Origin of the sequence: Thioalkalivibrio sp. ALJ3, assembly GCF_000377205.1 — a bacterium.
Lineage (GTDB): Bacteria > Pseudomonadota > Gammaproteobacteria > Ectothiorhodospirales > Ectothiorhodospiraceae > Thioalkalivibrio.
Genome location: NZ_KB897905.1, coordinates 16,485 through 37,012, shown reverse-complemented (window position 1 = coordinate 37,012; position 20,528 = coordinate 16,485). Strand labels below are relative to the sequence as shown.

At 66.5% G+C, this 20,528-nt stretch carries 18 protein-coding genes and 4 tRNA genes; 18 read left to right on the top strand and 4 right to left on the bottom strand.

Annotated elements, in window-relative coordinates; all coding sequences use genetic code 11:
• Positions 1-4: 4 nt before the first annotated feature.
• Positions 5-712: a MarC family protein gene (locus tag C935_RS0100180; protein ID WP_018860503.1), complete on the bottom strand. Its 708-nt coding sequence runs from the start codon at positions 710-712 to the stop codon at positions 5-7.
• Positions 713-830: 118 nt separating this feature from the next.
• On the opposite strand from C935_RS0100180, the gene cysM reads away from it, so the two are divergent.
• The 10 genes from cysM (at position 831) to C935_RS0100130 (ending at position 10,212) form a co-directional block, all read left to right on the top strand.
• Positions 831-1,742, top strand: coding sequence for a cysteine synthase CysM (cysM, locus tag C935_RS0100175; RefSeq protein ID WP_018860502.1), 912 nt, complete (start codon positions 831-833; stop codon positions 1,740-1,742).
• A complete protein-coding gene (locus C935_RS0100170) occupies positions 1,739-2,545 on the top strand; it encodes a 3'-5' exonuclease (protein ID WP_018860501.1) in 807 nt (268 codons plus the stop codon). The genes cysM and C935_RS0100170 overlap by 4 nt, the downstream gene beginning before the upstream one ends.
• Entirely contained in the window at positions 2,545-3,885 is a 1,341-nt protein-coding gene (gene rlmD, locus C935_RS0100165) for a 23S rRNA (uracil(1939)-C(5))-methyltransferase RlmD (RefSeq protein ID WP_018860500.1), read from the top strand. Before C935_RS0100170 ends, rlmD begins: the two co-directional genes overlap by 1 nt.
• A gap of 35 nt (positions 3,886-3,920) precedes the next feature.
• Positions 3,921-4,565: a MotA/TolQ/ExbB proton channel family protein gene (locus tag C935_RS0100160; protein WP_018860499.1), complete on the top strand. Its 645-nt coding sequence runs from the start codon at positions 3,921-3,923 to the stop codon at positions 4,563-4,565.
• Positions 4,562-4,987 (top strand): biopolymer transporter ExbD, encoded by a 426-nt coding sequence (locus tag C935_RS0100155; protein WP_018860498.1) that lies wholly within the window; start codon positions 4,562-4,564, stop codon positions 4,985-4,987. The genes C935_RS0100160 and C935_RS0100155 overlap by 4 nt, the downstream gene beginning before the upstream one ends.
• A 35-nt stretch (positions 4,988-5,022) precedes the next feature.
• Complete coding sequence (locus tag C935_RS0100150) at positions 5,023-6,159, top strand: glycosyltransferase N-terminal domain-containing protein (RefSeq protein WP_018860497.1); 1,137 nt, start codon at positions 5,023-5,025, stop codon at positions 6,157-6,159.
• A 2-nt stretch (positions 6,160-6,161) separates the two neighbouring features.
• Positions 6,162-7,187 (top strand): tetraacyldisaccharide 4'-kinase, encoded by a 1,026-nt coding sequence (lpxK, locus tag C935_RS0100145; RefSeq protein WP_018860496.1) that lies wholly within the window; start codon positions 6,162-6,164, stop codon positions 7,185-7,187.
• 30 nt (positions 7,188-7,217) lie between these two features.
• On the top strand, positions 7,218-7,412 hold the full coding sequence (locus tag C935_RS0100140; RefSeq protein WP_018860495.1) for a Trm112 family protein: 195 nt from the start codon (positions 7,218-7,220) through the stop codon (positions 7,410-7,412).
• A 7-nt stretch (positions 7,413-7,419) separates the two neighbouring features.
• The gene (kdsB, locus tag C935_RS0100135) at positions 7,420-8,187 is read left to right on the top strand and encodes a 3-deoxy-manno-octulosonate cytidylyltransferase (RefSeq protein WP_018860494.1); all 768 of its coding nucleotides are present in this window, start codon (positions 7,420-7,422) and stop codon (positions 8,185-8,187) included.
• A 123-nt stretch (positions 8,188-8,310) separates the two neighbouring features.
• Complete coding sequence (locus C935_RS0100130) at positions 8,311-10,212, top strand: SurA N-terminal domain-containing protein (protein ID WP_018860493.1); 1,902 nt, start codon at positions 8,311-8,313, stop codon at positions 10,210-10,212.
• A 133-nt stretch (positions 10,213-10,345) separates the two neighbouring features.
• On the opposite strand, the gene C935_RS0100125 is transcribed toward C935_RS0100130, so the two are convergent.
• On the bottom strand, positions 10,346-11,152 hold the full coding sequence (locus tag C935_RS0100125) for an enoyl-ACP reductase (protein WP_018138759.1): 807 nt from the start codon (positions 11,150-11,152) through the stop codon (positions 10,346-10,348).
• 477 nt (positions 11,153-11,629) lie between these two features.
• Here C935_RS0100125 and C935_RS0100120 point away from each other — a divergent pair, with 477 nt between their 5' ends.
• The 4 genes from C935_RS0100120 to C935_RS0100105 are packed head-to-tail and all read left to right on the top strand — an operon-like array spanning position 11,630 to position 17,768.
• A complete protein-coding gene (locus C935_RS0100120; protein ID WP_018860492.1) occupies positions 11,630-13,489 on the top strand; it encodes a peptide-binding protein in 1,860 nt (619 codons plus the stop codon).
• 33 nt (positions 13,490-13,522) lie between these two features.
• Positions 13,523-14,902 (top strand): ABC transporter permease, encoded by a 1,380-nt coding sequence (locus tag C935_RS0100115; RefSeq protein WP_018860491.1) that lies wholly within the window; start codon positions 13,523-13,525, stop codon positions 14,900-14,902.
• Complete coding sequence (locus C935_RS0100110; protein WP_018860490.1) at positions 14,895-16,148, top strand: ABC transporter permease; 1,254 nt, start codon at positions 14,895-14,897, stop codon at positions 16,146-16,148. The genes C935_RS0100115 and C935_RS0100110 overlap by 8 nt, the downstream gene beginning before the upstream one ends.
• A 3-nt stretch (positions 16,149-16,151) precedes the next feature.
• Positions 16,152-17,768, top strand: a complete 1,617-nt coding sequence (locus tag C935_RS0100105; RefSeq protein ID WP_018860489.1) for an ABC transporter ATP-binding protein — start codon at positions 16,152-16,154, stop codon at positions 17,766-17,768.
• 26 nt (positions 17,769-17,794) lie between these two features.
• Here the strand turns inward: C935_RS0100105 and folD are convergent, their stop codons facing one another.
• Together folD and C935_RS0100095 are read right to left on the bottom strand one after the other, a co-directional pair.
• The gene (gene folD, locus C935_RS0100100) at positions 17,795-18,658 is read right to left on the bottom strand and encodes a bifunctional methylenetetrahydrofolate dehydrogenase/methenyltetrahydrofolate cyclohydrolase FolD (protein WP_018860488.1); all 864 of its coding nucleotides are present in this window, start codon (positions 18,656-18,658) and stop codon (positions 17,795-17,797) included.
• Positions 18,659-18,737: 79 nt separating this feature from the next.
• The gene (locus tag C935_RS0100095; RefSeq protein ID WP_018860487.1) at positions 18,738-19,613 is read right to left on the bottom strand and encodes a GGDEF domain-containing protein; all 876 of its coding nucleotides are present in this window, start codon (positions 19,611-19,613) and stop codon (positions 18,738-18,740) included.
• Between the two features lie 158 nt (positions 19,614-19,771).
• Between C935_RS0100095 and C935_RS0100090 the strand changes: the two genes are divergently transcribed.
• The 4 genes from C935_RS0100090 (at position 19,772) to C935_RS0100075 (ending at position 20,199) form a co-directional block, all read left to right on the top strand.
• Positions 19,772-19,848, top strand: a tRNA-Pro gene (locus tag C935_RS0100090).
• A gap of 68 nt (positions 19,849-19,916) precedes the next feature.
• A tRNA-Arg gene (locus C935_RS0100085) sits at positions 19,917-19,993 on the top strand.
• 39 nt (positions 19,994-20,032) lie between these two features.
• Positions 20,033-20,108, top strand: a tRNA-His gene (locus C935_RS0100080).
• Positions 20,109-20,123: 15 nt separating this feature from the next.
• A tRNA-Lys gene (locus tag C935_RS0100075) sits at positions 20,124-20,199 on the top strand.
• The last annotated feature ends 329 nt before the right edge of the window (positions 20,200-20,528 follow it).

The window sequence follows — 20,528 nt, the reverse complement described above, 5'->3', positions numbered from 1 at the left end:
CCTGCTAGTCGTGGTCACGCGCCGGTATGCGCGGGTCGTCCACCTCGTTTTCGTCCAGCATCTCGGTGTCCAGCATGAAGCCGATCGCGGCGTCGCTGATGCCGTTAATTACGAACTGCACGGCCAGCACCGCCAGGATCAGGCCGAAGACCTTGGTGAGGATGTCCTTCCCGGTGTCGCCCAGGTACTGGACGATGTAGCGCGAATAGATCATCGCGTAGTAGCAGGCCACCATGCAGGCCAGTACACCGAGGAACACGAGCCCGGTGTGGTAGACGGTCGGGGCCTCGCTGGTCAGGATCATCACCGTGGCGATCGCACCCGGGCCGCTCATGAACGGGATCGCCAGCGGGATTACCGAGATATCCTCGGTCACGTGCCCCTTGTCGGCCTTCACCTCTTCGGCGGTCTCCTTTTCGGTTGCCCCCTTTTGCCGGATCATGCCGATCGCGATACCGAACAGGATGATGCCGCCGGCAATGCGAAACGCCGCCAGGGTGATCCCGAACAGCTGGAAGATCACCCCGCCCAGCAGGGCAAAGGCGAATAGCAGGGAAGTGGCCACCTTCACCGAGCGCAGCGCGATCGCCCGGCGCTTCTCCTCCGAGGCGCGCGGCAGCATCGCCGTGAAGATGAACGCCGTGGTCAGCGGGTTCACAATCACGAACACCGCCAGGAAGGTAACGACCAGGTATTCCAGCAGTACGAGCATGACTGGAGCTTAGGCCGGAATCGCGGAGCTTTCGAGACGGAAAGGCGTGGCGGCGGCTCCGGAGCCTGCAGCGGCATGCGTGGGCAGGGACGGGGCCCGGTCGTTATACTCTGCGCGCATGAAGAAACGCCTGCATCCCGAATCCTTCCCGACCCTCGAGCACTTTGTCGGCAACACGCCGCTGGTGCGCCTGCAGCGCATGGCGGCGGATCTGCCGTCCACCGTGCTGGTGAAGCTCGAGGGCAACAATCCCGCCGGTTCGGTCAAGGACCGGCCCGCGCTGAACATGATCCAGGCGGCCGAGCGCCGCGGCGACATCCAGCCCGGCGATACGCTGATCGAGGCAACCAGCGGCAATACCGGTATCGCGCTGGCGATGGTCGCGGCGATGAAGGGCTATCGCATGATCCTGGTGATGCCGGACAACATGTCCGCCGAGCGCCGCGCCTCGATGAAGGCCTTTGGCGCCGAGCTGGTGCTGGTCTCGCGCGAGGAGAGCATGGAGGGCGCGCGTGATCTGGCCGACCGGATGGAGGCCGAGGGCAAGGGCCGGGTGCTGAACCAGTTTGGCAATCCGGACAACCCCGAGGCCCACTACATCGGCACCGGCCCGGAGATCTGGCGCGACACCGAGGGCACGGTGACCCATTTTGTTTCCGCTATGGGGACCACCGGCACCATCATGGGCGTGTCGCGCTATCTGAAGGAGCGCGACCCCAGCGTGCAGATCGTCGGCGTGCAGCCCACCGAAGGATCGTCCATCCCCGGCATCCGGCGCTGGCCGGAGGCGTACCTGCCGACCATCTTCGAGGCCTCGCGGGTGGACCAGACCGTGGACGTGACGCAGGAGGAGGCCGAGGACACCATGCGCCGACTGGCCGCCGAGGAGGGCATCTTCGCGGGTGTCTCGTCCGGTGGTTCCGTGGCCGCAGCCCTGAAGCTTGCGGCCGCGACCGAGGGCGGCACCTTCGTCGCGATCATCTGTGACCGCGGCGACCGCTACATCTCCACCGGCGTGTTTCCCGCATGAGTGCCCCGATCCTGATCTTCGATCTCGAGACCGTCCCCGACATCGACGGTGCCCGGCGCCTGCACGACTTCGAGGGCCTGAGCGATCACGAGGTGGCGGAGGCGCTGTTCGCCCTGCGCCGCGCGCAGGCCGGCACGGAGTTCCTGAAACACCCGCTGCACCGCATCGTCTCCATCGGCGTGCTCTACCAGGGGGGCGACGCGCTGAAGCTCTCCGCGTTCGGGCGTGAGGGCGAGGACGGCCAGGCGCCGACCGAGGCCGAGCTGCTGCGCCAGTTCTTCGACGTGATCGACAAGCGCACGCCGCAGCTGGTCAGCTGGAACGGCGGCGGCTTCGACCTGCCGGTGCTGCACTACCGCGCGCTGGTCAATGGCGTGCAGGCGCCGCGCTACTGGGAGCAGGGCGATGACGACCGCGAGTTTCGCTACAACAACTACCTGTCGCGCTTCCACTGGCGCCATGTGGACCTGATGGACGTGCTGGCCGGGTTCCAGGGCCGTGCGGTCACCAGCCTCGACATGATGGCGAGCCTGCTCGGCTTTCCCGGCAAGCTGGGCATGGATGGCTCCAAGGTCTGGCCGGCCTGGCGCGACGGCCGCGCCCGCGAGATCCACGACTACGTGGAGCACGACGTGCTGAACACCTATCTGGTCTGGCTGCGCTTCGAGTTCATGCGCGGCAACCTGACCGACGCCGCGCTGGCCAGCCGCCAGCAGCAGCTGGCCGAGTACCTGGAGGTAAGCGGCGCGGCCCACCACCGGGAATTCCTCGGCGCCTGGCAGCCGGCCGGACGCACGGACTGATGGCACGCATCGACAAGACCCCATTCGAGGCTGTGATCGAGGAGGTCACGCTGGACGGCCAGGGCGTGATCCGGCGCGATGGCAAGGCCTGCTTCATCCACGGGGCGCTGAAGGGCGAGCGGGTGGTGGCCGTGCAGACCGGGCGCAAGCGCCGCTTCGATAGCGCCGAGGTGGTCGAGGTGCTGGAGCCGGCCGCAGGCCGGGTCGAACCGCCCTGCGAGTTCTTCGGCCTGTGCGGCGGCTGCAAGCTGCAGCATGCGTCGATCGAGACCCAGCGTGCGATCAAGGAGCAGGCCCTGTTTGATGCCCTGGAGCGCATTGGCCACGTGACTGCCGAGGCCCGTTTCGAGCCGCTGACCGACACGACCCTCGGCTACCGACGCACCGCGCGGCTGGGGGCGAAGTACGTGCCGAAGAAGGGCGGGGTGCTGGTCGGCTTTCGCGAGCGCGGCAGCCCGTATCTGGCCGAGATGACCCATTGCGAGGTGCTGCACCCGGCGGTGGGGCAGCGCATCCGGACCCTGCGCGAGCTGATCGGCGGCCTTGAGGCGCGCGACCGTCTGCCGCAGATCGAGGTGGCGGTGGATGATGACGAGCGTGTGGCACTGATCTTCCGCAACCTCGATCCGTTGTCGGAGGCGGACAGCGCGCGCCTGTCCGCCTGGGCGCAGGCCGAGGGCATTCAGGTGTACCTGCAGCCTGGCGGCCCGGAGACGGTGGAACCGCTGGCCGGGCCGATCGAGCCATTGGTCTATCGCCACCCGGATTACGGCGTGTCGGTCCCGTTCATGCCGACGGACTTCATCCAGGTGCATGCCGGCATCAACCGCAAGATGGTCCCGCAGGCGCTGGCCGCGCTGGACCTGCAGTCGGGCCAGCGGGTGCTGGATCTGTTCTGCGGGCTGGGCAATTTCACCCTGCCGCTGGCGCGCAGCGTAACGGACGACGAGGAGGCCGGCGAAGTGGTGGGCGTTGAGGTGGACGACGTGATGCTGGCACGGGCGCGCGCCAATGCCCGCGACCAGGGCATTGCCAATACCCGCTACGAACGCGCCGACCTGGATGACGTGGAAGCCTTGAAGAACGCCAGTTGGCTGGCCGAACGCTACGACCGCGTGCTGCTCGACCCGCCGCGCACCGGCGCGGCCGCGGTGATCGAGGCCCTGGCGCCGCAGCGCATCGAGCGCATGGTCTATGTTTCCTGCAACCCGGCCACGCTCGCCCGTGACGCCGAGCGCCTGGTGCATCATCATGGCTATCGCTTGGAGCGGGCCGGGATCATGGACATGTTCCCGCATACCGCCCATGTGGAATCCATGGCCGTGTTCCGGCGCGACTGACGCGCCGGCCCGACGAGCCAAGAGGGAGAGACCGAATGCTGGAGATCGTACAGGCAGGCGGCTGGCTGATGCTGCCGATCCTGCTGTGTTCCGTACTCGCGGTGGCGATTGTGCTGGAACGCCTGTGGACGCTGCGGCGTTCGCGCGTGGTCCCGCCACGCCTGCTCGGCACGATCTGGGAACAGATGCGCATGCAGGGGCTGACCCTGGAGGATATCCAGCGCATCCGTGCCGGTTCGCCGCTGGGTGCTGTGCTGGCCGCCGGCCTGGCCACCCATGACCGCGCGCGCCAGATTACCCAGGAGAGCATCGAGGAGGCCGGCCGTCGGGTGGCTCACGAACTCGAGCGCTACATGAACACGCTGGGTACCATCGCGATGATCACCCCGTTACTGGGTTTGCTCGGCACCGTGGTCGGGATGATCGAGGTTTTTACCGTGATCACCGAGATCGGCGTGGGCAGTCCGCGCGATCTGGCCGGGGGTATCTCCCAGGCCCTGATCACCACCGCCGCCGGCATCGGTGTGGCGATCCCGGCGCTGGCCTTCCACCGCTACTTCCGGGGCCGCATCGATGAACTGGTGCTGGAGATGGAGCAGGAGGCGACCAAGCTGGTCGAGGTGATCCACGGGGAGCGGGACGCAACCGCTGCCACGCCGGAAGGCGGAGTCACCGCGTGAACTTTCGCAGGCCGCACCATGACGAGCCGGGCGTCAACCTGACGCCGCTGATTGATGTGGTGTTTCTGCTGCTGATCTTCTTCATGGTCTCGACCACCTTCGATCAGCATGCGGACATCGAACTGACCCTGCCCTCGGCCGACCGCGAGGCCGAAGCGGTCGAGCGGGCCTGGCTGGATATCGTGGTGGATGCCGACGGCAACTACTTCGTCAACGGCCAGGAGTTGGTCAACCGTCGCGCCGAGACCCTGGAGCGCGTGTTGTCCGAGGCGCGTGAGGGCCGCGAGGATGACCCCGTGCTGATCCGCGCCGACGCCAATGCGTCGCATCAGTCGGTGGTGCGCGCGCTGGACGTGGTCGGCCGCCTGGGCATTACCTCGGTCTCGATCGCGACCCTGGGCGAGCGCGGCGACGATGACTGAGGGCCCGCGCGAACATGCCGCCTCCGGGGCTGCGCATGGGGGATGAGGCAGCGGGCTACGGTGATCGCCCGCTGCCGGTCTGGCGTGCCGTCTGGCGCGACTATCGCCAGGGCAACGGGGTACGGGCGCGGGCGCGCCGCGGCTTTTTGAGCCCGCCCGCCGAGCGCGGGCGTCTGGTCTGGATTAAGGCTGGCGGCACCCCCGAGGATGTACGCCTGGGCATTGAGCTGCTGGGCGCCGTGCGCGACAAGCGTCAGGACGTGCGCATCGTGCTGACCTTCGAGCAGGACTACCCCGAACTGTTCGAGCGCCATATGCAGCCGTTCAGGAAGGTCGGAGTGGGCTATGGCCCCTGTGATCGCCCGCGCGTGGTGCGCCGTGTCCTGGAACGCTTCCAGCCTCATGGCATCCTACTGGCCGGGGGCGATGCCCCGCGCAGCCTGCTGGCACAGGCCCAGTGCCCGATGGTTGCGGTCAATACCCGTGCCCCCACGTGGGAACCCGCGCGGCCAGCGGACCAGTGCTGGCCGCTGAACACATCCACGAGCTGGGCCGAGGGTGCGGTGGCCGACGTCCTGCCGGTCGCCGATCCCCAGGCGCGTTTTGTCGAGGCTCAGGCGGATGTGGTCCTGCGCGCCCTGGTGGGCGGGGAGGTGCAGCGGCTGTGGTGGTGGCATGGACGTGACGACCAGTGGCCGGCATGGCGTGGGGCCTGGGAAGCATCCGGTATGGGGGCGACCGATATTCTGCTGGCCAGCCGTCGGGATGGGGCGGCGGCCGCGCGCGATCTCCCGGGGGCCGGGCTGCAGGTCTCGGACTGGGATCGCTCGGCGCTGGCGCCCGGGACCATCCTCCATCTGGATGACCGGCGCTGGTTTGCGGCCGCGGCCAGCGCCGCGCATGCGGTACATCTGGCCGCGCCCGACCGTCAGGCCCTCTGGCAGGGACTGGCCGGGGGCGCGGCCGTAAGTCTGGGAGAGATCCCGGCCGCCGAGGTGCCATGCCCGGTGCTGGGGGAGGCCTCCGCCGTGTTGGCGGCCTGGGAGCGCCTGCGTGACGACCCCGCCTCCCGACGCCAGCAGGGTGACGCGGCGCGTCGGCGTTTCTGGGAGGAACGTCGGCAGGTGGATGCCAACTTTGATGCCGTGCTGCGGCAGGTCTGGGACTGGTAGTCATGGGCCGGTTCAAGGCGTGGCTGGGCGCCCGAATCTGGGATCAGTGGTGTCAGCGCGGGCCGTTCGCGGCGGCGATGTACCCGCTGTCGCTGGCCTATGCCGGGGCGGTGGAGTGGAATCGCCATCGGCTGGAGCAGGCCCGGCGGGGCATTACGATCCCGGCCAAGGCAGTGATCGTGGTCGGCAATCTGACGGTGGGTGGCAGCGGCAAGACCCCGATGACGATCTGGCTGGCAAAACGGCTGGCGGATGCCGGGTATCGGCCGGGGATCGTCAGCCGGGGCTATGGCGGGCGCGGGGACGTCGCGGGGATTCGCGTGACACCGCTGTCCGACCCGGTGGTGGTCGGGGACGAACCCCTGCTGATCGCACAGCGCACCGGGGTGCCGGTACAGGTCGATCGCGATCGCGTGCGCGGGGCTCGGGCGCTGACGGACCAGGGCGTGGATGTGGTGATCGCCGACGACGGGATGCAGCATCACCGGCTGCCGCGTGACATCACCATCCTGATGATCGACGGCAAGCGCCGGCTGGGGAATGGCCTGTGTCTGCCGTCCGGGCCGTTGCGCGAGCCAAAGTCAGCGCGCGAGCGGGCAGACTTCGTGCTGGTGACCGGTGGCGAGCCTGGCACTGGCGAGTTCGCGATGGATCTGGTACCAGCCAGTCGCCTGCAGCGCGTGGACGGCCAGGGCGAGAGCTACAAGCCGCACCGCTTTGCTCGCCGCGATGCCCATGCGGTGGCCGGCATTGCCGACCCGGAGCGTTTCTTCCGCATGCTCGAGGCGGCGGACATCGACATCATCCGGCACCCGTTTCCGGATCATCACCGCTTTCGTCCGCACCAGATTCGCTTCGATGACGGTCTGCCGGTTCTGATGACCGAGAAGGATGCCGTAAAATGCCGGACGTTCGCGCAGGAGAATCACTGGTACTGGCCGATTGCGGCCCGCGTGCCGTCTGCCTTCGAGTCGGCTTTGCTGGCCCGTCTGGAAACGGTCGCCCGAATCAAGAAGGCGCTGATCTGACCGCGTCGCAACCACTTATTGGGGAATTACATGGACAAGCGTCTGCTCGATATTCTCGTCTGCCCGGTGACCAAGGGCCCGCTCAAATACGACCGCGAGAACCAGGAACTGATCTCGGTTTCCGCTGGTCTTGCCTATCCGATTCGCGACGAAATCCCGGTGATGCTGGAGGACGAGGCCCGCGTGCTGTCGGATGAGGAAAAGGAACGCTGGCGCGACGCCTGAGCGTTTCATGGTCGCCTTCCATGTCGTGATCCCGGCCCGGATGGCCTCCAGTCGCCTGCCGGGCAAACCCCTGGCGGCCGTCGCCGGTCGACCCCTGATCGCACATGTGATCGCCCGGGCAAAGGAGAGCCGTGCCTCGCGGGTGATTGTTGCCGCCGACGACGAGCGCATCCTCGATGTCGCGCGCCAGTGCGGGGTCGAGGCATTCGCCACCGATGCCGATCTGCCCTCCGGTACCGATCGCATCGCGGCGGTGGCCGCCGCCGAGGGCTGGGGCGACGAATCCATCGTGGTCAATCTGCAGGGCGACGAACCGCTGACCCCGGGGGTGCTTCTGGATGATCTGGCCAGGCTGCTCGCCGATACCCGGGGGGCGGACATGGCGACCTTCGGCGTCCCCATCCGCCGCCCCGAGGACCTGGCGGACCCGAACCAGGTCAAACTGGTCACCGATGCGTCGGGGCGCGCCCTGTATTTCTCGCGCGCCCCGATTCCCTGGGATCGCGAGGCCCATCGGGCAGGCCGCGCCCCGGCGCTGGATCAGGCGACCCGTCATCTGGGCGTTTATGCTTATCGCGCTGGTTTCCTGCGCCGCATGAGTGCCGAACCACCCGTCGCCCTGGAACAGCTCGAACAGCTGGAACAGCTGCGGGCCCTGGCCATGGGCGCCTGGATCCAGGTCGGTCGCCGTCGCGAGGCACACCCGCCGGGCGTGGATACCCCGGAGGATCTCGACCGGCTGGACGCGTTGCTGGCCGGGCGGAGCCGCGCCTGATTTCCCGGTTTTTCCCGAGGGCTGGCGCAGACTTGGGCCGCCGCTCCTGCTAACATCGGATGTTGATTCTGAAATCTCCGGCACCCGGTGCCGGGGGCGACCCCGGAGCACGCAGAGACCACCATGCTGCAAGCAATTCGCGACCGGGCGAGCGGCTGGCTCGCCTATGTGATCATCGGCCTGATTACCATCCCCTTCGCCGTCTGGGGTCTCGGGGAATATTTTGGCGGAGCCGCGCCGCGGGTGGCGGCCGAGGTCAACGGAACCGAGATCCAGGTTCGCGACGTGCACAACGAGGCCCGCGCCCAGCGTACTCAGATGGCGCGCATGTTCGGGGGGCAAATCCCGGATGACCTGCTCGACGAGGAAGGGATTCGCATGCAGGCGCTGGAGACCCTGATCCGTCAGGAACTGCTCCGCCAGGCGGCCGACTCGGCGGGTTTCAAGGCCAGTGGGGACAGCATCCTGCGGGAGATTCGCGGGATGCAGGTATTCCACGAAGATGGCCAATTCAGCCGCGAACGCTATGCTCAACTGCTCAACGCCCAGCGCCTGAGTCCGTCGGACTTCGAACGGGACATCGGGCGATCAATCGTTTTGTCGCAACTGCAGGGTGGCATCCAGGCGACCGGTTTCCCGTCGGACGCGATGGTGGATGACTACAGCCGGCTGCGTAATCAGACGCGCGTGGCCAGCTGGCGCATTTTCCCGGTCGATGATTTCGACCAGCCGGACGTGGTCGACGACGAGGCCATCGAGGCCTATTACGAGGCCAATCAGGACGAGTTCACCACCGAGGAGCGGGTGCGGATCGCCTATCTGCAACTCGACCCCGAGGCACTGGAAGGCGCGGTGGATGTGTCCGAGGACGATATTCGCCAGCACTACGAGGTCAACCGCAGCCGCTACGAAGAGCCGGAGCTGCGCGAGGTGCGCCAGATCCGGATTCAGGACACCGGTGAGGAAGGCGAGGCGAAGATCAACGAACTGCGCGATCGTCTGGAAGACGGCGAGGACTTTGCCGACCTGGCCGAAGAGTACTCCGAGGACAGCCTCAGTGCGGATCGGGGCGGCAGCCTGGGCGAGATTGCCCGGGGCGATCTGGATCGCACGCTCGAAACCATCATCTTCACGCTGCCGGAGGGCCTGATCAGTCGCCCCGTGCGTACCGACCGTGGCTGGTTCATCCTCGAGGTGACCTCCATCCAGGAGGCCCGGCCGCAGCCGTTCGAGGATGTACGGGACGACGTCGAACGCGATCTGCGCGACCGCAGCGCCGAACAGATGCAGATCGATGCACTGGATGATCTGATGGGCCAGGCCGCCGAATACCCGGACAGTCTGGAGCCGGCGGCCGAGGCGACCCGACTGGAAATCCAGACCAGCGACTGGTTCACCCGTGGCAGTGGCGACGATATCGCCCAGCATCGCTCGATCCGTAACGCAGCCTTCGATCCCCGCGTGCTGGAAGATGGCCACAACAGCGAGGCCATCGACCTGGATGACGGTTCGACCGTGATCCTGCGGATCGACGAGCACGAGCCCTCGGAGGTGCGCCCGCTGGCCGAGGTCGAGGACGAGATCCGTGACCGTCTGCGGCGCGAGGCGGCCGCCGATGCCGCCCGCGAAGCGGGCGAGGAATTGATGGCCCGTCTGCGCGATACCGACGACTGGGCGGACGCCATCGAGGACGACGATGCCTGGCAGATGGAACGCGAGGTGCGCCGGGATTCGCCGGTGGATGGCGATAACGGCGTGCCGGGCGGGCTCCAGCAGCACCTGTTCCGCCTGCCGGTACCGGGCGAGGACGCGTTCGAAATCAGCGGTACGCGTCTGGGTAATGGCGATTTTGCCGTTGCGATCCTGCACGAGGTCCGACTCGACGAGCAGGAAGCGGATGCGGCCATGCGTCAGCAGGCGCGCGAACTGATGCGTAACGCCTACGGATCTGCCGAGTTCCGCGCCTATCTGGCCTGGCTGGAGTCCGAGGCGGATATCAAGCGTTATCCCGAGAACCTGGACTAGTCGTACGCACCGGGCGGCTCCGTTTGCACCGCCGAGCGCAAAAAAGGCCCGGACCGCCAATGCGGGCCGGGCCTTTTTCGTGGGGCTCGCGCCCTGCCAGTCGGCGGGGGCGGGAAGTTAAGTCAGCGTATCCTTAACTGTCCTTGTCGAGCCCGATTTCGGCGGCGCCCAGGCCGACGGTGTTGTAGCCCGAGTCGACGTACATCACCTCGCCGGTGATGCCGGAGGCCAGGTCGGAGCAGAGAAAGGCCCCGGCATTGCCGACTTGTTCGGTCGTCACGTTGCGGCGCAGCGGCGCGTTGGCCTCGACGTGGTCGAGGATGCGCTTGAACTCGCCGATGCCCGAGGCGGCCAGCGTGCGGATCGGACCGGCGGAGATCGCATTCACGCGAGTGGTCTCCGGGCCCAGGGTGTAGGCGAGATAGCGGACATTGGCCTCGAGGCTGGCCTTGGCCAGACCCATCACGTTGTAGTTCGGCATGGAGCGTTCGGCGCCGAGGTAGCTCAGGGTCAGGATGGAGGCGTCGCGGTCCTTCATCATGCCGCGCCCGGCCTTGGCCAGGGCCGCCAGGCTGTAGGAGCTGACATCGTGGGCGATGCGGAAGCCGTCGCGGGTCATGTTGTCGAGGAAGTCGCCGTCCAGTTGCTCCTTCGGGGCGAAGGCGACCGAGTGCACCAGGATGTCGACGCCATCCCAGTAGTCGTCCAGACGTTCGAAGACCTGTTCGATTTCGCGGTCGTCCTCGACGTTGCAGGGCACGAGGATGTCGGAGTCGAAATCGGCGACCAGCTTTTCCACGCGGTCGCGCAACCGTTCGTTCTGATAGGTGAACGCGAGCTCGGCGCCTTCGCGATGCATGGCCGAGGCAATGCCGTAGGCGATGGAGCGGTTACTGGCCACGCCGACAATCAGCGCGCGCTTGCCCTTCAGAAAACCCATGTGAATCTCCTTGAATCTGGTTCGTGTCGGCGCCCTCGAAAAGGACCGCCCCGTGGCGGCCGGACCAGGCGGGAACCCAGTGCCGACGCGACTGTCTCGGGATCATACCGATGTGCCGCGGGTCGGGCCAGCTAGGGGAACACTGACCAATGTACACGCTCGCCGCTTCGTCGCTTTTGCGTGCGAACAAGGCGCGGTGACTGCCGTACAGTCATTTTGTACAAGGGACCTGCAACGCTGCGCGCCCGTTTTTGATAACAATGGGCGGGTAGAGTAGAGAACACTACCGGCTACACGGCGCGCCTGGTCTCGGCAAACCTGGGGGACCAACGCGAGTGCCTACACTGGTCAGTGTTTCCCTGGAATGAAACGACCCGGTGAGAGCGGCCGGAGGGATTGCTATAGTGCGCAGAGTGCGGTCTGCGTCGGCCAGCCGTCGAAGCGCGGATGCCAGTGCCACTCGAGAGCGGAGGCCTTGTGAGTCGTCATTTTGGTTGGATCGTCACCCTGATCGTGCTGGGCATTCTACTGTTGCTGGTGATGGTGCAGGTGGATCGTCAATGGCAGCGCATGGCGTCCATGCAGAACATGATGACCGAGCAGGCACGCGACCTGCGTGCACTGCGCCGCAGCCTGCAGAGTCTCGAGTCCGACCTGGCCTCGGGGCGTTTTACCACTGGGGACGGCGAACGCGCGCCTCGGGTCGCGGAGGTGCCCTCGGCGTTCGAACGGGCGGCGGACGCGGCGGCGCGCGAGGACTACGCGGAGGGCGACTGGCTGGTGCAGGCCTTCGGTACGGGGCTGGCGACGATCACGCCCTACGTCTCCAGCGACGCCTATGCCTCCGAGGTCCAGAACTACGTGCTGGAGTCGCTGGTGCAGCGCCATCCGGAGACACTGGAGTGGCAGGGTCTGCTGGCCGCGTCCTGGGACTTCGACGACTCCGGCCAGGAGTTGACCTTCCAGTTGCGCACGGGACTGCAGTTCTCCGACGGCGAGCCGCTCACCGCGGAGGACGTCGAGTTCACCTTCAATTTCCTGATGACCGACGAAATCGCGGTGCCGCGCGCGCGGGCGTTCTTGGAGAAGGTCGAGAAGGTGGAGGCGGTGGACGAGCGCACCGTCGTGTTCACCTTCGAGGAGCCGTACTTCGACGCCCTGCGGGTCGCCGGTGGCCTGAACGTGCTGCCGAAGCATTTCTACGAGCGCTACCTCGACGAACCCGAGACCTTCAACGAGTCGCGCGGGATCTTGCTGGGATCCGGCCCCTACCGGCTCGAGGACCCGACCGGCTGGACGCCGGATGCCGGGCGGATCGAACTGGAGCGCAATCCGCGCTACTGGGGGCCGGTGGAACCCTCGTTCGACCGGCTCGTCTGGCGTGTGATCCAGAATGACAGCGCGCGCCTGACGACCTTCCGCAACCGCGACATCGACGTCTACGGGGCCCGGCCGCGCGAATATGCCCGGCTGCGCGATGACGAGGCGTTGCGCGAGCGCGCGGATACCCACGAATACATGAGCCCGACCGCGGGCTATTCGTACATCGGCTGGAACCAGAAGCGCAATGGCGAGCCGACGCGCTTTGCCGATCCGCGCGTGCGCCGGGCGATGAGCTATCTGACGGATGTCGATCGCCTGATCGAACAGGTGATGCTGGGCTATGCCGAGCGCGCGATCAGCCCGTTCAGCCCGCGCAGCGACCAGCACAATGCCGAGCTCGAGCACATCCCCTTTGATGTCGAACGCGCGCTGGAGCTGCTGGCCGAGGCCGGCTACTCCGAGAAGAACCGCGACGGAGTGCTGATCAACGAGGACGGCGAGCCGTTCTCCTTCGACCTGGTGTACTTCCAGGACAACGAGGACACCCGCCGCATCGCCCTGTTCCTGCGTGATCTGTACGCGCGCGCCGGGGTTCATATGCGGCCTCAGCCGACCGAGTGGTCCGTGATGCTGGAGAAGCTCAGCCGCCAGGACTTCGATGCCATTACCCTGGGTTGGACCAGCGGTGTGGAGGTGGACATCTACCAGATGTTCCACTCCAGCCAGACGGTTTCCGGCGGTGACAACTTCATCAACTACGAAAACCCCGAGCTGGATGCCGTGATCGAGGCGGCGCGCGGCGAGGTGGACGAGGACAAGCGCATGGAACACTGGCGCGAGGCCGAGCGGATCCTGGTCGAGGATCAGCCGTATACCTTCCTGATGCGGCGCCAGACCCTCGCCTTCATCGACCGACGCATCCAGAACCTGGAGCAGACGGCGCTTGGCCTGAACCTCGGGTTTGTGCCGGTGGAGATCTACGTCCCGTTCGACCAGCAGCGGTACGGGCAGTAGCCGGGAGGCCAACGTAGAGAACCCGCGCACGCCATGCTGACCTACATCCTGCGCCGCCTGATGCTGATGGTGCCGACACTGTTCGGCATCACGATCGTGGTCTTTGCCGTGATGGCGGCGGCGCCCGGGGGCATCAGTGCGCTGACCCTGATCGAGGGGCAGGGGCTGGAGCCGCAGGCACAAAAGGCGATGGAGGAGTACTACAACCGCCTCTATGGTCTGGACCAGCCGCCGCCGGTGCAGTACGGGCGCTGGCTGAACAATATCTCGCCAGTGGGCTTTGCCCAGGACGAAGACGGCTCGCTCACCGGCTGGCCAAAGCTGAAGGCCCCCAATCTCGGGACCAGTTTTCGTTTTGGTCGGCCGGTGGCGGATCTGATTGCCGAACGCCTGCCGATCACCCTGCTGTTGAATGTGCTGTCGATACCGCTGATCTACATCGTTGCGGTCGCCGTCGGGGTGCGGGCGGCCACCCAGCAGGGACAGGCCTTCGATTCCCAGTCTGGCGTCGTATTGCTGGCCCTGTGGTCGGTCCCGACGATGCTGGCCGGGGTCCTGCTGATTGGCTTTTTTGCCTCCGACCAGTTCTGGCAATGGTTCCCGACTGGAGGACTGAGCCAGCGCGCGGCGCTGGATATGACCTTCCTGCCTACGGTGGAGGTGGCCTGGGCCATACCGCTGCTGCTGGTGCTGCCGTTTCTGGGGGCGGCGCTGGGCCTTTACCTGGCGCGCTATCTGCCCGCGCTGATCCGGGGTGGACTGGGTGCGGCGATCGGGGCCTTCTGCGGCTGGCTGATGTTCTCTGACCTGGCCCCGGCTGGCTGGATCAGCACGACGGTCGCCATGGGGATCGGCCTGGTGCTGGGCTGGCTGATGGCGCACAGCGACTGGGGCGTGCTGCGCGGTTTCTACCTTGGCACGGTGGGGCTGGGGGCGGGGCTCGCACTGGCGCTGGGCCTGGCGCCTGGCAGCATGGTCCCGGGTTTTCTGCTCGACCGCGCCTGGCACCTGGTGCTGCCGGTTCTGTGCCTGTCTTACGGTGGGCTCGCCTTTCTGGCGAAACTCTCGCGTTCGTCCGTGCTGGAGAACCTGAACTCGGACTATGCCCGCACCGCGCGTGCCAAGGGCGTGCCCGAGCACGAGGTGTTGTGGCGGCATGTGTTCCGCAACAGCCTGCTGCCGCTGATTACCGTCTCGGCGACCTTGTTGCCATCCCTGCTGGCCGGGTCCGTGATCGTGGAGGCGATCTTCTCGATCGATGGGATGGGCAAGCTCGCGGTGGAGGCGGTGCAGACCCGCGACCGCGAGCTGGTACTGTCGATCACCCTGATCTCCGGCGTGCTGACCCTGATCGGCTATCTGCTGGCGGATCTGGCCTATGCCATTGTCGACCCGCGGGTGAGTTATGACTGAGTCGGCGCAGCAGGGCGAGGGTCGTCGCAGCCGCTCCTGGGCGCGCCGCGTGGTCGGCGAGGTGCTGCTGCGCTGGGGGGCGCGGCTGGGGATTGGGTGGATCGCGCTGCTGACGCTGGTGGCGATCCTGGCGCCCGTGCTGGCCAGCTCGCATCCGCTGCTGGTGCAGACGGCGGACGGCTGGTCCATGCCGTTTCTGCGCTACCTGACCGCGGCGGATGTCACGCTGTTCGGGATGCTGGTGCTGGCCGGCGTGTTCTGGCTGCTGCCCGGCCGGCCCTGGCGGCGCTTTGTACTCTGGGGGGTGTTGAGTGCGATCCTGGGCGCGGTGGCCTGGCAGACGGTCTCGCCCCCCTCGCTGGTGATCTACGAGCAGTACCGCGAGGCCGAGGTGCAGGGCGAGTACCAGACCGTGATCCGCGCGCCGATCCCGTATTCGCCGCGCGACTACCTGCGCGACTATGCGGATACCGGGCTCGAGGCCCCGCGCGAGGCCCCAGACCGCGTGCACTGGTTCGGTACCGACGACAACGGCGCGGATGCGCTCTCGCGCATGATCCATGCCTCGCGCATCGCCCTGTCCATCGGTTTCATTGCCACCGGGATCGCGCTCGGGATTGGCGTGATCCTGGGTGGGCTGATGGGCTATTTCTCGGGGATCATCGACATCATCGGCATGCGCCTGGTGGAGATCTTCGAGGCCATCCCGACGCTGTTCCTGCTACTGACCTTCGTCGCCTTCTTCGGGCGCTCGCTGTACCTGATGATGCTGATCATCGGCCTGACGTCGTGGTCCGGCTATGCGCGTTATGTGCGCGCCGAGTTCCTGCGCCTGCGCCAGCAGGACTTCGTGCAGGGGGCGATCGCCTCCGGGCTGTCGCTGCCCTCGATCCTGTTCCGCCATATGCTGCCCAACGGGATCGCGCCGATCCTGGTGGCGGCCAGCTTTGGCGTGGCCTCCGCGATCCTCGCCGAGGCCACGCTGTCGTTCCTGGGCCTGGGGCTGGTGGACGAGCCCTCCTGGGGGCAGATGCTGAACCAGGCGGTGCAGAGTTCGACCTTCAATTGGTGGATGGCGGCCTTCCCGGGGGGCGCGATCTTCCTGACCGTGTTCGCCTACAACCTGATTGGCGAGGCCCTGCGCGATGCGGTTGACCCGCACTCGCGCTCGGCCGCGAAGGCGGCCAGCCATGCCGCGCCGGCCCGGCCGGCCGCCTCGGGTGCCACCAGCGGGGGGGTGCGCTAGGCCATGCTCGAGGTACGCAACCTCCGCATTCGACATCGCGACAGCGAGGCGCCACTGGTCGAGGAGATCAGCTTCTCAATCCGCGCAGGCGAGCTGTTCGCGCTGGTGGGCGAGTCGGGCTCCGGCAAGTCGATCACCGCACTGGCGATCATGCGGCTGCTGGATGGGGGCTTCGAGCCCTCCACGGGCGAGGTCTGGCTGGCCGGACGTGGCACGCGGCAGGAACTGCTGGGGCTGCCGGACCGCGTGATGCAGCAAGTCCGCGGGGACCGGGTGGGCATGATTTTCCAGGAGCCGATGACCTCGCTGAATCCTGTGCTGACTGTCGGTGACCAGATCGACGAGGTGCTGCGCCTGCACCGCCCGCAGATGACCCCGGCCGAACGCGAGGCCCGGGTACTTGAAGTGCTGCGAGAGGTCCAGCTCCCGAATCCGGAACAGCGCCGCGATGAGTACCCGCACAAACTCTCGGGAGGCCAGCGCCAGCGCGTGATGATCGCGATGGCGCTGGTGGCGGAGCCGGATCTGCTGATTGCCGACGAGCCGACCACCGCGCTGGACGTGACCATCCAGGCCGAGATCCTGAAGCTGATCGATCAGCTGCGCGAGAAGAACGGGATGGCCGTGCTGCTGATCACTCATGACTTCGGCGTGGTCGCCTCGGTGGCGGATCGCGTGGCGGTGATGCACAAGGGTCGGCTGGTGGAGCAGGGCGAGTGTCATCCCTTGTTACGCGATCCACAGGATGCCTACACGCGCAAGCTGATTGGGGCGTTGCCGGAGAATCTGCCCGCATTGCCCTCAGTGCCCGGGGCCGGGCGCGAGACATTGTTGGACGTGCGCGATCTGCAGGTGCACTTCCCGGTGCTGAAGGGCCTGATGCGCCGTCAGGTGGATGTCGTGCGTGCAGTGGACGGCGTGTCGTTTCAGCTCGAAAACGGCGAGGTGCTGGCGGTTGTGGGGGAGTCCGGCTGCGGCAAGACCACGCTCGGCCGCGCGATCCTGCGTCTGATCGAGCCCACCGGCGGCGAGATCCGCTATCGTGACCAGCCGCTGACCGGGATGCCGCGCAAGCCTTTGCGGCGCCTGCGCCGTCACCTGCAGGTGGTATTCCAGGATCCGGCCTCATCACTGAACCCGCGCCTGAACGTGATGACCCTGCTGACCGAACCGATGGCCGTCCACGGGATCGGGGAGGACCAGGAAGATCGCATCGAACGTGCCCGGGCGACCCTGGACCAAGTCGCTCTGCCGCCGGATACGCTGTGGCGCTATCCGCACGAGTTCTCGGGCGGCCAGCGTCAGCGCATCGGCATCGCCCGGGCCCTGGTGCTGGATCCGGACGTGATCATCTGCGACGAGGTGACCAGTGCGCTGGATGTCTCGGTGCAGGCGGAGGTCCTGCAGATCCTCGGACGGCTACGGGTCGACCGCCGTCTGGCGCTGATCTTCATCACCCACGACATGGGCGTGGTCGAGTATTTCTCCGACCGCATGCTGGTGATGCACGACGGCCGCATGGAGGAGATCGGCACCACCGCCGAGGTGCTGGCCAATCCGCGCGCCGACTACACCCGGCACCTGCTGGAGGCGGTGCCCCGAGTCTCGCGCTACGTGTAGTAATCTGCGCCGAGTCGGAGGGTGCCTTAACTCGCCTCGTGGGTGCCGAAGGCGCGGGCGCGCAGGGTGTTGTCCAGCAGCATCGCCACGGTCATCGGACCGACCCCGCCGGGGACCGGTGTAATCCAGTCGGCCTTCTCCGCAGCCGCATCGAACTCCACATCACCGCACAGGGTGCCGTCTTCGCGGCGGTTGATGCCGATGTCGATTACCGTGGCCCCGGGCTTGACCCAGTCGCCCTTGACCAGGCCCGGCTTGCCGGCCGCCGCGATCAGGATGTCGGACTGGCGCGCGATACCCGCGGTATCCGGCGTGAAGCGGTGGCAGATGGTCGGGGTCGCGCCGGCCAGCAGGAGTTCCAGCGCCATCGGGCGGCCCACGATATTGGAGGCGCCGATCACGCAGGCGGTGCGGCCCTTGAACGGTTCGTCCAGGTGGCGCAGCAGCTGGATCACGCCCCAGGGGGTACAGGGGCGCAGGCGCGGGATCCGGGCGACGAGCCGGCCGACGTTGTAGGGGTGGAACCCGTCGACGTCCTTGGCGGGCGAGATGCGCTCGATCACCGTCTCCGGATCGATATGGCTGGGCAGGGGGAGCTGCACCAGGATGCCGTCGATGGTGCGGTCGGCATTGAGCTGGTCGATCAGGGCCAGCAGATCGGTCTGCGGGGTGCCCGAGGGCAGATCATAGGAGTGCGAGACCACGCCCACCTGCTCGCAGGCCTTGCGCTTGTTGCGCACATAGACCTGGGAGGCCGGATCGGACCCGACCAGCACCACGGCCAGACCCGGCGGACGCAGGTCGCGGGCGGTCATGGATTCGATCTCGGTGGCGATGCGGGCGCGATGTGTCTGGGCAATCGCGCGGCCGTCGATGAGCTGGGCGGTCATGGGAGGCTCTGTCTCGGAAACTGGCCGCGATCATCCCACGCGCGCGGGAGCGCCTCAAGCCAGTCCGTTGGTGGGAGTGTCAGATCGCCGCGGCCAGGCTGGCGCGACTGGGTCCGCCTTCGCAGCGATTGCGGCCGCCGGCCTTGGCACGATAGAGGGCATCGTCCGCCCGCTGGATCAGGAAATCCGCGTTGTCGCGGGAGTCGGGCTCGATATCGAGGCTGGCGACTCCGACTGAGACGGTAATGTACAGTTCGTCGGGTGCGCAGGGCGGTACATGTTCGTGACCCTTGAGTATGATGGGCGTCTGGGCGATCTCGGTGCGCAGTTTTTCGGCCAGTTGCAGCGCGGAGTCCAGGTCGGTATGCGGCGTGATGATCACGAACTCCTCGCCGCCAAAGCGTGCCGCCAGGTCCACTCGGCGCAGATTCTGTCGCAGGCGCAGGGCGATCGACTGAAGGATGTAATCACCCGCCAGGTGTCCCAGGCGATCGTTGATCCCCTTGAACTGGTCGATGTCCAGCATGACGACCGACAGCGACTGCCCATAGCGGCGCGCGCGGGCGGTCTCTTCATCCAGGCGGCGGTTCATGTGGCGACGGTTGAATAGCCCGGTCAGGGGATCGGTGATCGACTCGTGTTCCAGTCGGGTGATCCGACGAATGCTCTCCACCGAGTGATAGGTAAGGCGCACGACAGTGCAGACGAAACAGCCACCCAGCAGGAAGATGATCGGCACCAGCAGATCGGGGATGGTCTGGTACATGCCCCAGTTCAGCGGGATGAAGCCGAAATAACCGAGGGTGAATACCGGGATCAGCAGAGACATCAGCAGCCAGCCGGTGCGCACGCGGCTTTCCGGCAGCTCGCGCAACAGTCGAGCGAGGTTCCACTGGGCATAGATCAGGCCCGCTGCGCCCAGCACGATAGCCCCGTTGGCGATCCAGTTGAGCATGTCCCTGTCCCCCCGCGCGCATCCCCGCTCAAAGCCACGGTAGCACGGAAACGTGCATGAAAGAACAATGTTAATAGTGTTTCCTGCCTTGACCGCCGGCGGTGGCAGCGCTACCATCCTGCGCTCGCTGTGTAGGCCCTTTTGCGGGGACGGCTCGACGGGGTATAGCGCAGTCTGGTAGCGCGCCTGCTTTGGGAGCAGGATGTCGGGGGTTCGAATCCCTCTACCCCGACCACCTATCCCGGTCAATGGCCAGCAGGCAGGCTCGAGATCAGGCGTGGAGCCTCGACGTTCGGCGGTAACGCGCTCGTAGCTCAACCGGATAGAGCATCGGCCTTCTAAGCCGACGGTTGCAGGTTCGAGTCCTGCCGGGCGCGCCAGAGCCGCCCTGTGGCAGTTGTCTGGACAGTGACACGGTGGTGACCGTAGCTCAGTTGGTAGAGTCCCGGATTGTGACTCCGGTTGTCGTGGGTTCGAGTCCCATCGGTCACCCCATCCCCTATTTCCCGGGGGCCGTTAGCTCAATTGGTAGAGCAGTGGACTCTTAATCCATTGGTTGTAGGTTCGATTCCTACACGGCCCACCATCTCCTGATCTGATCTTCTGCATCTGCTCCGGATTCCGGGCTTGCCTGTGGCGGCCTCGCCTGCTTGGCCCAGCCGTCCTCTGGCGGGGCTGCCCTGCGCGCGAATGCCGGGTGTCTCGGGCGGTATTCGGTCAACCTTTTTCGTTGATTTCGCAGTGATTCAGCGACAGCGTGATGGTGCCCTCAGTCGTTCGTCTGACAGCGTGATTTCCCCCCCAATTAGCCTGCCATTGAGGTGCTAGCCTCCCCACTCGTTCGCGGCGTACGAGGAGCCGACAGGCTCGGCGAGTGTCCCCGCGACCGGTTGCTGACACTGTGGGAGGCATGAA

Coding starts and splice junctions, on each gene's coding strand:
- cysM (WP_018860502.1), top strand. CDS start 831: ATGAAGAAACGCCTGCATCCCGAATCCTTCCCGACCCTCGAGCACTTT.
- C935_RS0100180 (WP_018860503.1), bottom strand. CDS start 712: ATGCTCGTACTGCTGGAATACCTGGTCGTTACCTTCCTGGCGGTGTTC.
- C935_RS0100115 (WP_018860491.1), top strand. CDS start 13,523: ATGCTGACCTACATCCTGCGCCGCCTGATGCTGATGGTGCCGACACTG.
- C935_RS0100170 (WP_018860501.1), top strand. CDS start 1,739: ATGAGTGCCCCGATCCTGATCTTCGATCTCGAGACCGTCCCCGACATC.
- C935_RS0100130 (WP_018860493.1), top strand. CDS start 8,311: ATGCTGCAAGCAATTCGCGACCGGGCGAGCGGCTGGCTCGCCTATGTG.
- C935_RS0100110 (WP_018860490.1), top strand. CDS start 14,895: ATGACTGAGTCGGCGCAGCAGGGCGAGGGTCGTCGCAGCCGCTCCTGG.
- C935_RS0100140 (WP_018860495.1), top strand. CDS start 7,218: ATGGACAAGCGTCTGCTCGATATTCTCGTCTGCCCGGTGACCAAGGGC.
- C935_RS0100105 (WP_018860489.1), top strand. CDS start 16,152: ATGCTCGAGGTACGCAACCTCCGCATTCGACATCGCGACAGCGAGGCG.
- C935_RS0100150 (WP_018860497.1), top strand. CDS start 5,023: ATGGGGGATGAGGCAGCGGGCTACGGTGATCGCCCGCTGCCGGTCTGG.
- folD (WP_018860488.1), bottom strand. CDS start 18,658: ATGACCGCCCAGCTCATCGACGGCCGCGCGATTGCCCAGACACATCGC.
- C935_RS0100095 (WP_018860487.1), bottom strand. CDS start 19,613: ATGCTCAACTGGATCGCCAACGGGGCTATCGTGCTGGGCGCAGCGGGC.
- kdsB (WP_018860494.1), top strand. CDS start 7,420: ATGGTCGCCTTCCATGTCGTGATCCCGGCCCGGATGGCCTCCAGTCGC.
- lpxK (WP_018860496.1), top strand. CDS start 6,162: ATGGGCCGGTTCAAGGCGTGGCTGGGCGCCCGAATCTGGGATCAGTGG.
- C935_RS0100160 (WP_018860499.1), top strand. CDS start 3,921: ATGCTGGAGATCGTACAGGCAGGCGGCTGGCTGATGCTGCCGATCCTG.
- rlmD (WP_018860500.1), top strand. CDS start 2,545: ATGGCACGCATCGACAAGACCCCATTCGAGGCTGTGATCGAGGAGGTC.
- C935_RS0100125 (WP_018138759.1), bottom strand. CDS start 11,152: ATGGGTTTTCTGAAGGGCAAGCGCGCGCTGATTGTCGGCGTGGCCAGT.